This is a genomic window from Synechococcus sp. RC10B2, from assembly GCF_047502635.1.
Map to the genome: position 1 here is coordinate 41,537 of NZ_JANSHO010000061.1, position 12,534 is coordinate 54,070.

At 61.8% G+C, this 12,534-nt stretch carries 9 protein-coding genes; 2 read left to right on the forward strand and 7 right to left on the reverse strand.

Going from position 1 to position 12,534, the window contains the following annotated elements; translation table 11 throughout:
* Window positions 1-20 precede the first annotated feature (20 nt).
* On the forward strand, window positions 21-782 hold the full coding sequence (locus NW855_RS08825) for an HAD family hydrolase (RefSeq protein WP_414508664.1): 762 nt from the start codon (window positions 21-23) through the stop codon (window positions 780-782).
* Here NW855_RS08825 and queA read toward each other — a convergent pair.
* From queA to NW855_RS08845, 4 genes are all read right to left on the reverse strand, one after another.
* Entirely contained in the window at window positions 779-1,969 is a 1,191-nt protein-coding gene (gene queA, locus NW855_RS08830) for a tRNA preQ1(34) S-adenosylmethionine ribosyltransferase-isomerase QueA (protein ID WP_414402652.1), read from the reverse strand. The genes NW855_RS08825 and queA overlap by 4 nt on opposite strands.
* A 91-nt stretch (window positions 1,970-2,060) precedes the next feature.
* A complete protein-coding gene (dcd, locus tag NW855_RS08835; RefSeq protein ID WP_011430319.1) occupies window positions 2,061-2,654 on the reverse strand; it encodes a dCTP deaminase in 594 nt (197 codons plus the stop codon).
* Between the two features lie 84 nt (window positions 2,655-2,738).
* The gene (locus NW855_RS08840) at window positions 2,739-3,389 is read right to left on the reverse strand and encodes a cob(I)yrinic acid a,c-diamide adenosyltransferase (RefSeq protein ID WP_099812110.1); all 651 of its coding nucleotides are present in this window, start codon (window positions 3,387-3,389) and stop codon (window positions 2,739-2,741) included.
* A 1,332-nt stretch (window positions 3,390-4,721) separates the two neighbouring features.
* Window positions 4,722-6,008: a phosphodiester glycosidase family protein gene (locus NW855_RS08845; RefSeq protein ID WP_414508665.1), complete on the reverse strand. Its 1,287-nt coding sequence runs from the start codon at window positions 6,006-6,008 to the stop codon at window positions 4,722-4,724.
* A 272-nt stretch (window positions 6,009-6,280) separates the two neighbouring features.
* Here NW855_RS08845 and NW855_RS08850 point away from each other — a divergent pair, with 272 nt between their 5' ends.
* Window positions 6,281-7,207 (forward strand): D-isomer specific 2-hydroxyacid dehydrogenase family protein, encoded by a 927-nt coding sequence (locus NW855_RS08850; RefSeq protein ID WP_011430313.1) that lies wholly within the window; start codon window positions 6,281-6,283, stop codon window positions 7,205-7,207.
* A 31-nt stretch (window positions 7,208-7,238) separates the two neighbouring features.
* On the opposite strand, the gene NW855_RS08855 is transcribed toward NW855_RS08850, so the two are convergent.
* The 3 genes from NW855_RS08855 to NW855_RS08865 form a co-directional block, all read right to left on the reverse strand.
* Window positions 7,239-8,345 (reverse strand): isocitrate/isopropylmalate dehydrogenase family protein, encoded by a 1,107-nt coding sequence (locus NW855_RS08855; RefSeq protein ID WP_099812112.1) that lies wholly within the window; start codon window positions 8,343-8,345, stop codon window positions 7,239-7,241.
* A gap of 159 nt (window positions 8,346-8,504) precedes the next feature.
* On the reverse strand, window positions 8,505-10,898 hold the full coding sequence (gene priA, locus NW855_RS08860; protein WP_011430311.1) for a primosomal protein N': 2,394 nt from the start codon (window positions 10,896-10,898) through the stop codon (window positions 8,505-8,507).
* Between the two features lie 41 nt (window positions 10,899-10,939).
* Window positions 10,940-12,457, reverse strand: coding sequence for a hypothetical protein (locus NW855_RS08865; RefSeq protein ID WP_011430310.1), 1,518 nt, complete (start codon window positions 12,455-12,457; stop codon window positions 10,940-10,942).
* Window positions 12,458-12,534: the final 77 nt, after the last annotated feature.

Here is a 12,534-nt window from a genome sequence, read left to right on the forward strand (position 1 = left end):
GTGGGGGGTAAGGCTGTCCAATGGCGCTGCAAGGGGTGATCCTAAGCTGGAGCGGTGTGGTGGCCGACGACGAGGGGCTGCACCTCCACGCCATCAACCAAGTGCTGCTGGAGGAGAACCTGCGTCCCTGGGATCTGGGATCCCGGGAGCAAAAGGAGCTCTACCGGCTGCACTATCTGGGCCGACCGGATTGGGAGCGCCTGCCGGCGCTTTGGCAAGCCCAGGGACGGGTGCTCAGCCCCAAGCAACGAGAAGAGTTGTTGCGCCGCAAGGCCCTTTACTATCAACAGGCTCTGCAGGAGCAGAAGGGATCCCTTCTTGTCCCCGGTTTGGCAGAGGCCCTAGAGAAGCTGGAGCGGCTGCAGCTCAAGGTGGGCCTAGTGAGCGGCCACGCCGCTGCTGAGGTGGAGGCTTTTTTGGAGCGCTTCCCCTGTCCAGCTCTGGCGCGGCTGACTCATGACTTTCGCTACCGCGTAACCGGCGAGGCAGGGGATCCTCAGTTGCACCGTCTGCTCCTAGAGCGGATGGGGCTCTCCCCTCAGGAGTGCCTGAGTTTTGAAGCCACCTACGCCGGCATTCAAGCGGCTCGCTCGCAAGGGATCCCGGTCTTGGCCCTAGCCACCTTCTTCCCGCTGCACATGTTGCAGCGGCGGGCCAACTGGGCGGTGGATGGTTACCCCCAAGTGGAATGGGAGCGCCTCCAAACTTGGTTTGCCACTGGCCAAGACCGTCCTGCCGACCCTCCTGGCAAACCCTTAGCCAAAGGGCAGGGTTCTCCCTAGGGCAGGATCAGCATGCCGTCCCCAAAGGAGTAGAACCGATAACCCTCCCGGATGGCCTCTTGGTAGAGATCCAGCAAACGCTCTCGCCCGATCAAGGCTGCCACCAGCATCATCAGGCTGGAGCGGGGCAGATGAAAGTTGGTGATCAGCCCCTGCACCACCCGCCAGGAGTAGCCGGGGTAGATAAAGAGGTCGCTTTTTCCCTGCCAGGGTTGCAGGGTGCCGGAGAGGGCTGCCGTCTCTAGGGCCCGCACCACCGTTGTTCCCACCGCAATCACCCGCCTTCCCTGGGCTTGGGTTTCGCGAATAGTGTCCACCGTTTCTGCCGGCACCTTGAGCCACTCGCTGTGCAAGCGGTGGTCGGTTACTCGCTCTGCCTCTACCGGGCGGAAGGTACCCAGGCCGATGTTGAGGGTGATGTAGGCAGTTTGGATCCCCTTTTGGGCCAGCCGCTCCAAGAGCTGGGGGGTAAAATGCAGCCCGGCGGTGGGGGCGGCCACCGAGCCCGGGTGTCTGGCCCAGACCGTTTGATAGTCTTCAGGTCGGACTCCCGCGCTTGTCGGATCAAGGGCGTGGGCAGCTTTCAGATAGGGAGGGAGCGGGATCCGCCCCACCCGCCCCAGGATCTGCTCAAAGGTATCCGCCCCTTCCCAGGTCAACTGCACCACCCGGCCACCCGTCTCCGCGTCCACGGCCAGCACTGTGGCCCCCAGTTCAGCCGGGGATCCCTGGCGATCCCAAAACCGGATTTGATCCCCCACCTTGACCCGTTTGCCTGGCCTAACCAAGACCCGCCAGATTTGCTCCTGCTTGGAGGTGTTGGCCGGGATGGGCTCCAGCAGCAAAACCTCCACCCGTGCCCCGGAAGCGTCCTTTCCCGGCAAAACCTTAGCCCCCCATAGCCGGGCTGGGATTACCTTGGTGTCGTTGAGAACCAGCAGATCCCCGGCCTGCAGGTAGTCGGGGAGGTCGCAGAAGCGGCGGTGCTCGTGCCTATCTGGGTACACCACCAGCATTCGCGCCTGATCCCGTGGCTCCACAGGGGCTTGCGCGATCCGCTCAGGGGGCAGGGAGTAGTCGTAGCTAGCCGTTAGGAGATCCGGGTTGAGCTCTCCAACGCTCCCTGGAAGAAGCTGGCCGGGTTCGGCTTGGCCAGCAGAAGCAGCCAGTAGGAAAGAATGGCTCATGGACAAACACAGCAGCACGCCTCCAGCATAGCCGACGGATGCCGGTTGCCAGAGGCTTTGTCCGGGAGGGATTGGGGGGAGGGTGTGCCACCTAGACCTTGGCCACCACCACCCGCTGGGGTTGATCCTGGTACTTGCCCTGGCGGTCGGCGTAGGTGGTCTGGCAGGGATCCCCTTCCAAGAAGAGGAGCTGCACCACCCCTTCATTGGCATACACGCGGCAGTCGGCGCTGGAAGCGTTGGAGAACTCCAAGGTGAGATAGCCCCGCCACCCCGCCTCGGCTGGGGTGAGGTTGGCGATCAGCCCTACCCGCGCGTAGGAGGACTTGCCAATGCAGATGACGGTGATGTTATCCGGGACTTGCAGCCGTTCTAGGGAGACGCCCAGGCCGTAGGAGTGGGCGGGGATGATGAAGTAGTCCCCCATCTCGTCGTGGTGCAGCTCCACAGGTTCCAGGTTTTTGGGGTTAAACCGCTTGGGATCCACCACCGTGCCGGGCACGTGGCGGAAGATCTTGAACTCCACCGGTGACAGGCGAATGTCGTAGCCGTAGGACGAGAGCCCGTAGCTCAAGACGGGCCGCATCTGGCCGTTCCACTCCACGCGGCGCACCAGCTCAGGACAAAACGGCTCGATCATCCCCCGTTGCGCTTGCTCGTAGATCCAGCGGTCGTTTTTTAACATGGCTGCAACAGGCTGCCCGACAGGCCAGAGAGTTTGGAGAAGAGAGCGCAGTCGCTGCTGGCAAGGCTACGAGCTGCTGACCCGCTAGGGATCCATTCTCGGCGGGGGGCCGCCCTCTGGGGAAGGAGGAACGAGGACTGGATCCCGCCGTGGACGTAGCTGGGTGATCAGATCGGCGCGCTCCAGGAGAGAATCCGGCATCTCCGGCCCGGTGATCACCATGTCCATCCAGACTGGGCGCTGATCGATCAAATCCAGCACCTGCGCCTCCGGGATCAGGCCCAGCTTGATGGCCAGGCCCAACTCGTCTAGCACCACCAAGCCATAACGGCCACTCCTGACCGCCTCCTGAGTAAATTGCCACAGCTCATCCAGAGCCACCCGCTCCTCCGGCTCCAGGTGAGGCGTATCGATGCAGCGGTGCAGACGACAGCGGGCCCACTCCAGCGAGCTGCCCAGCAAAAGACGATTTTCCGGCCCCTGGTTGATCCCGCCCTTGAGAAATTGCACGATCAACACCCGCGTCCCCTGGCCGGCCAAGCGCAGTGCCTGAGCCATCACAGGAGTGAACATGCCCCGGCTGGGATGGGTGTAGAGCTGCAGGGATCCCTGGGGGATCAGCTGGGCAGAAAAGGCTCCGTCCCGCTGGAAAAAGCGGTCGCCGGCAGCAGGGTTGGCCTGGGCTGCAGGCTGTTTGATGCGGGCAACAGGAACGGCATCCTTGGGGGAGGGCATAGGATTGGGTGAGGCAGTGCGAACCACGGTTTTATCTCGTGAGGGGGCTAGGGGACAAGGCCCTTGGTCTGGGCGGCTTTGCCGAGGAACAAAAGCCCTATCCGTCACCGTTGCGGAGACGCGAAGGAGAGCCACAAGCAACTACCGCCTGCCAAGGCAAACGGCAACTGATGGGACGCAAGGCTTACAAGTGGTGGAAAACATTGACTACGGATTCCATGAAACACCACCTGTGCCTATTCGTCAACGAGTCAGTTCTGTTTCCCGTCGACACACAAATCGCCCCGAATACGGTGTTAGAAAGTATAATCCTTGCCCATCCTAGCTTTTTGCCAGGCGGAGGCGATGGGCGAGAAGAAAAGCTTTTGGATGAGATCTTAATAAAACTTCCGCCGAGGTGTAAAAGCTTAAGCGTCTAGCCATCTTGCTTAATCACGAAAATGTGCCCCAAAAAGATGCAAGCAAAAGATCACTTTTTCTAGATAAGATTAACTCTCAATACATGAGAAGGCCAATGACGGCGGCTTGCTCAACTCAATAGAAAAGAGACTTGAGGCGTCCCAGGAGCCTTGCTCGGCATAGACTATAGACTAATCCGCTTGATTGGAAGTCGAAGAACTTGTGTGCATTCCAAAGTAGTTCATTTGAGAAAGGTTGCGACCACAGAGCCAGAAGGTCTACTTTCTTAGGTCGATAAACGCAGATTGTTTACTGCCGTCATAAAGATGGTCTTTTGATAAGGTCTATCAGGATCGGCGGTTAATTGGAAAATAATGTAAAACTTATTGCAAGACCAATTTTGGTTGTTTGATAGTTTTTCTGTTGAATTAAACTTCAGTATTTCTATATAGATTGCGTCGCTGTTTCCTGATCAAATGAATGGGAATTTCTATTGGGTTTTTGCCAACTTTATGAGGGTTCTGTAGGCAAGCAGGATCGCTGCAGACAAGGAACGGATCCGTAGCGGCTCCCGTCAGGGTTGCCGGAAAAAGCTGGGGTTGGATCCCATTTGAAGCCGGTCACTCCGCGCTCCAGATCCTTGGGTACCGATGTTGCCGGGATCCTATGGCGCAAGGGGGGCAAGGCTCTTTCTTCTCTGAGAAGCCTCCTTTAGTCTCAGAAAAGTAAGTAGAACCTTGGGGCTCTGCCTCAAGGGGCTGTCTAGGGGTGGCTTGACAACGCCTCTACGAGTTCGTTTGTGGACTGCGCCTTCAGGCAGAGGGAGTGTCAAGCTGATTAAAAAGTAGCCAGAAAGCAGATGGGGATCCGACGCTCGAGCCGTACATCAAAAGAACCGTATCCTGCTGCCGGAAGAGTTGTCTTGGTTTGCCGCTAGCGACTTAGGTTGGAGAAAAAACCCAAGCCATTGTGAACCCCGGGTAGGCGCCGCCGAGATCTCGTTGTATTGGGATCAGTCTCGCCGTCGGCTAGTCCGATCTCTGGCTCCAGATTGACGGCTTCTTCCCCCAGCACCAGTGTGGAAGAGCGGCCTCCATCTAGGTTCAAAGCGTGGCGACAGCCCAACTGCCGCAACAACTGCGCCATCTCCAACAGGGTGAGCCCTTGGTTTTCCTGGGCATTGCCGGCGGCCACCAGGAGCAGATCCCTGTTGTCCGGTTGCCCCTGCCGCAGACAGATGGCGCTGCGGGCAGCCTGTTGCCGGCGGAAGAGAGGCTGAAACCCCTCCAATTCGGCATCCAGGACCACCTGGCCGTCCAAGAGCAAGAGCGGCCCTGCCCCCAGAATGTGGGGGTAGGCTTCCAGCTCCAGCGGATCCACCGTCCAGTCCAGCCGGAGGCGATCTCCTGGGATCAGCTTGCCGGCTTCTAGAGCGCCCTCTAGCCCTCGTGCTGCCAGTATGTAGCCTTTGGGAGGGATCGGCACCGTCACTTTGCCGGCCACGCCTGCCGACAGGATCTGCTGCAGCCGGTCTTCTTGCACAATGAGGAGAACTTCGTCGTCCGTCTGGGTGGTGTAGGTGGATCCCCAATCAGGGGTGTACTGGGCGATCCCGGGCAGGATGTAGCCGCTGTTGATGCCGACCAAGGGGATCCGATCCCCCAAGTCGTTGCGCAGCTCTATTTGCATCCGCAGGCGGGCAAAGCGCACCGGCTCCAAGCCAGGGGGAGAATTGGCGGCGTCAAACCAGGCAATCGCCCCTCGGCCCAAGATGGGGCTGGAGATCCAGCGGCCTTCCAGGCGAATGGCCCCCAGCGGCTGGCGGGTATTGCGGTTAAAGAAGCCGCCGTTGATAGCAGCCACCGCTCCCCGTTCGCGGCTAAAAGCGGGCAGCTCCCCCAGGCCCACTAGACTGGCAGGGTCGGCCCAAATGGGGCGCAACTGGCCGGCGGCTAGGGAAACTGCCACGACGGAAACCAGGATCCGTCGATCCTCCAGCCAAACCATCCTTTGGTACAAAGGGATCCCCTCTACTACCCGCACAGGCTGCCCGTTGAGGAGCGTCTGGGCAGGGACAGGTAGGTTGCTGAGCAAGAGGAGAGCTGCCCCCGCCCAGGCCACAGCTTTGGACCAAGAGACCCACCTTGCCGGCACCACCCAAGGCGCCAAGTTGGGAAACTGCATCTGGCAGGAAGAGGGCAAGTTTTTGGCTTTGAGCAAGCTTGGCAGCTCCTATCCGCCGGCGGCAAAAGTGGCCATCAAAATCAAAGACAGCAGAATGCCCGGAAAAAGCAGCAGCACCAAGGTCAAAAACTCAGAAAGGGTCATGGGCTGAAGACGAGAAGAAGAGGCAGAGGCTACAGCTCCTAACCTAGCGATTCCGGCATCCCTTCCCATCCTCCCTTTGGGATCCCTTAACAGTTCTGAGGCTTTTCCCACCCCCTTCTGCCAGCGATATCCTGGCAAAGGGGAAGTCATCTTCGAGAGCTCTGATGGGCATCCAAGGCAGACGCATAGCCGTCGAACCCGACCACCTCCGACCCTGGTTAAAAGAGGCAGTCCTGGCGGGGGGTGGCGAACTGGTGCCGCTGGCGGAAGCGGAGGCTCTGGTGTGGGCCGATGCCTTTGACGTGCCCAAGCTCAAGCAGTGTCTTGCCGAAGGAAAGGGGATCCGCTGGGTGCAGTTGCCCTGGGCGGGCGTGGAGCCTTTTGCCCAGGCAGGGATCCTGGATCCCGCCTATGTGTGGACCTGCGGCAAGGGGGTCTATGCCCAAGCGGTGGCCGAGCATGCCCTGGCCCTCACCTTGGCCGGCCTGCGGGATCTCAAGCACCGCGCTCTGGCCCAGACTTGGCAGCCGGGATCCGGCACCAGCCTCTGGGGCAGCCGCGTGGTCATCTTCGGGGCGGGGGGCATTGCCCAGGCCCTGATCCGCTTGTTGCAGCCCTTCCAGTGTTCCGTTGAGGTGGTGCGGCGCAGGGCGGATCCCTTGCCGGGAGCCAGCCGGGTGGTGACGTTGGCGGAGCGGCAGGCAGTGCTGGCAGGAGCGGATGTGGTGATCCTGGCCTTGGCCCTCACCCCCGAGACAGAGGGGATCATCGCCTGGCCAGAGCTGGAGCAGATGGGATCCGGCTGTTGGTTGGTCAATGTGGCGCGCGGCAAACATATCGTCACCCCTGACCTGGTGGCCGCCTTGCAGGAGGGGATCATCCGGGGTGCCGCCCTGGATGTTACGGATCCAGAACCGCTGCCCGATGGACATCCCCTCTGGCGCTTGCCCAATTGCCTAATTACCCCCCACACGGCCATCACCGACGCCATGATTGTCCCTGCCCTCTCCGAGCGGGTGCGGGAAAATGTGAGCCGCTTTCGGCTGGGAGAACCCTTGCTGGGGGTGGTGGATCCGGTTCTAGGTTACTGAGCCCTCACCCTCTCCCGAGGGAAGCAGGGATCTAGGACTCGATGGGAATAGGATCCTGGGGAGGAGCCATCTCCTGGACGCGGGCGGCGATGGCCTCGGCCATCTCCTGGGTGCCCACAGGCTCCCCTTGCGCCAGGTCATAGGTGACGTATTTGCCTTCGGCAATGACCGACTGCACTGCCGCTTCTACCCTCGCGGCGGCTTCCCGCTCGCCCAGGTAGCGCAACATCATGGCCCCGGAGAGGATGAGGGCAGAGGGGTTGACCTTATTTTGGCCGGCATACTTGGGCGCTGAGCCGTGGATAGCCTCAAAAACCGCAATGCCATCGCCGATGTTGGCCCCTGGCGCCACCCCCAGCCCGCCGATCATCCCGGCGCACAGGTCGGAGATAATATCCCCATAAAGATTGGTGAGCACCAGCACATCGTAGAGCTGGGGCTTTTGCATCAGTTGCAGGCACATGTTGTCGACAATGAGATCTTCAAACTCGATGTCGGGGTACTCCTGGGCCACCTCCCGTGCCACCTGCAAAAACAGGCCGTCGGTAAACTTCATGATGTTGGCTTTGTGAACGGCCGTTACCTTTTTGCGGCCATTCTGGCGGGCGTATTCGAAGGCAAACTTGACAATGCGACGGCTGCCAAACTCCGAAATGGGTTTGATGCCAATGGCAGATCCCTCGCGGATGAACTTGCCAGAAAGACGCATCATCTCTTCGCGAGCGTGGGCTGCTTCGGGGGTGCCTCGCTCGAACTCGATCCCGGCGTAGAGATCCTCGGTGTTTTCCCGCACCACCACCAGGTCAATGTCTTGAAAGGGGCTTTTGATGCCGGGGAGGGACTTGGCCGGGCGCAGGTTGGCGTAGAGATCCAGCTCTTTGCGGATGGCTACATTGACTGAGCGAAAGCCCGTGCCTACAGGGGTGCCGATGGGCCCTTTGATGGCCACTCTGGTTTCCCGGATGGACTCCAACACCTGCGGTGGCAAAGGCGTGCCGTATTTCTCAATCACCTCTACCCCTGCTTCTACTCGGATCCACTCCAAGTCCACCCCGGTGGCCTCCAGGACTGTGGTCATTGCCCTGGTTACTTCCGGGCCAATGCCATCGCCGGGGATCAACGTTACACGATAGGCCACAAATCCTTCTCCTCCCAGGATTGACGCTGGCAGCTTGACGGGATCCCGCCTAGCGCCGGCCTTTGAGCCCGTGGGGGATCCCTGAGCTTAAACGAAGCTTAAACGACTATAAAACAGGTTGGGGCCATCCAACGCCAAGCTGCGGCAAAACTGCCGCCCCTAGAGGATCCGCAGCGGATCCACATCGAGGCTGACGCGAATCCCCTGGGGAATATGTCCAAGGGCGCGGCGCAGGTGGGTATCGATCTGGGCGCGATCCCAGGGCTGATCGGGAAGCTGTTTGAGGAGGATCTGCCAGCGGTAGCGGCCGGCAACCCGCTCCACTCGGGCCGGTCCTGGCCCCAACACCTCCGCCGGGATCCCTTGCAGGCCCTCAGCTAGGCGGCTGCAGTAGCGCTCTAACGCCTCCAGGCGGCTGCTGCTCAGGCGAATTAAAATCAACGCCCGGTAGGGAGGGTAGCCCCCCTCTTGGCGTTGGCGCAGCTCGGCCTGGACAAAGCCCTCGTAGTTGTGGGCCAGCACCGCTTGCAAGATGGGGTGCTCTGGCAAATAGGTCTGGATAATGGCCTGGCCTGGCAAGGATCCGCGGCCTGCCCGGCCCGCCACCTGGGTCAGCAGTTGAAAGGTGCGCTCGCCAGCGCGGTAGTCAGGCTGGTGCAGCAGCCCGTCGGCGGCTACCACCCCCACCAGCGTCACCTGGGGGATGTCCAGCCCTTTGGTGAGCATCTGGGTGCCCACCAGCACCTGGGCCTTGCCGCTGCGAAACTGCTCCAGCAAATCCCGGTGGGATCCCTTACGGCGGGTGGCGTCGCTGTCGTAGCGCAAAATCGCCACCTGCGGCCAGTGCTGCTGCAGCACCTCCACCACCTTCTGGGTGCCGGTGCCGAAGTGCTTGAGGTAGGGCGAGCCGCAGGCAGGACAGTGCTGGGGGTGGGGTTGGCGGGCGCCGCAGTAGTGGCAGCGCAGCTCCTGCCCGCCCTCCAGGTGAAAGGTAAGGGAGACGTCGCAGTGGGCGCAGGTGAGGACAAAGCCGCAACTGCGGCACAAGACAAAGGTACTGTGCCCCCGCCGGGGGACAAAGAGGATGGCCTGTTCCCCCCTCTTCAAAGTCTCGTGCAAAGCTTGATGCAGGCGGCGGCTGAGAATGCTGCGGTTGCCCGCCTGCAGCTCCTGGCGCATGTCCACCAGCTCCAGCCGGGGCAGGGTGGCCGGGATCCCCGCCTGGGGGATGCGCTGCGGCAAAGGGAGACGAACCCAGCGCTGCGGATCCTGCAGGTGGACCGCATAGGTTTCCACTGCCGGTGTGGCGCTGCCCAGAACTAGGGGACAGTTGGCTAGCTCAGCCCGCCACTCCGCCACCTGACGGGCGTGGTAGCAGGGCTGGGGCTGATCCTGCTTGAAGCTGTCGTCGTGCTCCTCGTCCAGAACGATGAGGCCCAGGTTGGCCAAGGGGGCAAACACCGCCGAGCGGGTGCCGATCACCACCTGGGGGACAGCAACCAACATCTGCCGCCAGAGGTCGTAGCGCTCGCCGGCTGAGAGGCCGCTGTGGTAGGTCCACACGCGGGATCCCAGCCGCGCCCGAAAGCGATCCGTCAGTTGCGGGGTAAGGCCGATCTCCGGCACCAGCACCAAGGCTGACCGCCCCTGCTGCAGCACCTGGGCAATGACTTGCAGGTACACCTCTGTCTTGCCGGAGCCGGTGACCCCATGCAGCAGAAAGCGTTGGTTTCGCCCCAGGGCTTGCTGGATGGCCGCCACTGCCTCGGCCTGGGCTGGCGTCAGAGGCTTGGGCAAATCTTTCTCCACAGGCCGCTCGGCCTCTCCCAGCCGCAGCAAGGGTCGCTCGTAGAGGTGCACCCGGCCTTTGCGGGCTAGGCTCTGCAGCACTGACCGGCTCACCCCCGCCAGGCGCTCCCACTCGACCAGCAGCAGCTCCCCCCCCTTTTGCTTGAGGATCTGCAGCGCTTTCTGCTGGGGCAAGCTCAGCCCCTCCAGCGAGTCCTCCACCAAGGTGGCCGCCTGTTGGGTTTTCACCCTGCCCCCCTGCTGCTCCTGCCAGAAGCTTTCCACCCAACCCCGCCGCTGCAGCTCCCGCAGAGCGACCTCGGCGCCAGGCACCTGCTGCTGGAGGTAACGCCAAGACAGCTCCCCTCCCTTCTCCCGCAGCAGCCGCAGCAAAGCCTGGGCAGCCGGCGAACATTCCCCTGGCGGGGATCCAACCAGGCGGATCCGCCGCTGGGAGCGGCTCAGCAAGCCCGGCGGCAAAACGGTGCGCACCACCTGGGCTAGGGGGGTGAGGTAGTAGTTGGCTACCCGCTGCAGCAGAGGCCAGAAATCCTTGGGCAGGATCCCTTTGGCCACCACCGCTTCAATCTCTCGCACCGACTGGGGATCTACTCCTGTCGGCAACTCCGAGCGCCAGCCCAGAGCCACCGCCCCCGCCACCTGTTGGCCAAAGGGAACGCTGAGGAGATCGCCCGCTTCTGGCTCCCATCCCTCTGGCACGCGGTAGGTGAAGCAGCCCCCCAAGTGGGGATGATCCACCCACACCTCCAGCCAGCGGGGAGGAGCAGGCTGCGCCACCGGATCCCTCACGGTCGGGGCAAGAACCGCGGCAGATCCACTGCCCGCTTATCAGGGCGAGCCAGCAAAGGCCGGGACTGTTCGCGTAAGCGGGACGGAGTCCATAGGGCAGACTTGGGCTTGGCGGCCTGGAGCGAAGCGAGAGACTCAGACCGTGTTGGCGTGTCGGCAGCATTGGGAGCCGCTGCACCAGCGCGAGGCGGGATGTCTATTCCCTTGCGCTCCAAAGCCGTCTTCAGGCTGAGCAGGTGCATCTGCTGCTGCTCGTACTTCTCTCTCAGGGAGCGGTTTTCTTCGGCGAGGGCGGCGCGTTCCGCCTGCAGGGCCCTCACCTGCCCCTCCAAGGCCTCTGTTTGCTCCTGCAGATGGGTGACGGCGATCTGGGCAGAGCGCAATTGCGATTGCCAGGTGGGTTGGTCGGCAAGCTGGGCCAGAGCTGCTTGGAGCCGCTGCTCCAGATCGCCGAGGCGCTGCTGGGCCTGGGCGTACCGTTCCTCCAGACGGCGGTGCTCCTGCTGCCAATGGGCAATTTCCGCCTGCGCTTGGGCGAGGGCAGCTTGCAGCGCTTCGACCTGGGCTTGCCACTGCTGTTGCTGCTCCCGGGAGTCCTGACGCCATTGCTCTTGCTGAGCTTGCAAAGCGGCCAGTTGCGCCTGGGCATCGGCCAGCGCCGCTTCCAATTCCTGCCGTTGTTCCTGCCAGCGCTGCTCCGCTTCCGCCTCTGTCTCGGCATAGCCCGCCAGACGCGCCTCGAGATGTTCCCGCTGTTCTTGCCAGGCTGCCCGTTGGTCGTTGTACAGAGCCCGCAGGCTGTTCAGCTCCGCCTGAGTTTCTGCAATTTGGGTGCGGGCCAACGAAAGCTCTGCCTTGAAACGCTGCAACATCTCCACCCGTTTTTCCGCCAGGTCTTGAGCTTCCACCAGAGAAGCCTGTAGCTCCTGCTGACGGTGTTCCCACTGACGGCGCTCCTGAGCATGGGCCAGCCGTAGCTGCTCGATCTGCTCCTGTAGGGCTTCGATATCTTGGCGCTGCCGCTCGTTGAGGCGTTGCCGCGCCGCCAGCTGAGCTTCCTGCTCCGAGAGCTGAACTTTTTGCTCTGCCAAAGTCTGTTGCAACTGGCGCAGGGCATGTTCCCGCTCCTGCAGCGCCTTTTCTTGCTCGGCCACCTTCTGGCGCAGGGCTCGGCATTCGGCTTCCCAAGCAGCGTCTGCAGGCGTTTGGGCTTTCAATTGCAAGAGCTCTATCTGCTGTTGCTGCTTGCGAGACTGCAGTTCCCTCTCGGCCAGTTGACTGTGCAGCGCCTCTACTTCAGCTTGTAGCTTTTCCTGAAGGGCACGCCGCTCCTGCAGCTCCGCTTCGGCTTCGAGTAGCCGAGCCTCCAACTGCTGCCGCTGCCTCAGGGCCGAATGCCGCTCTGGATTGGGATCCGATTCCGTTCGCGTAAGCGGGACGGAGTCCTTGGCCGACTGGCCGGCTTGAGCTTCGGGAAAGGTGGGATCCGAGTCGCCTGAGGAGGGAGCACGCATAGGTTAAAGCGAAGATGGATGAAGAAGGGGAGGTACAGGATAAAGTTCCCTGCAGTATAGAGAAGTTTTCCGGTGGG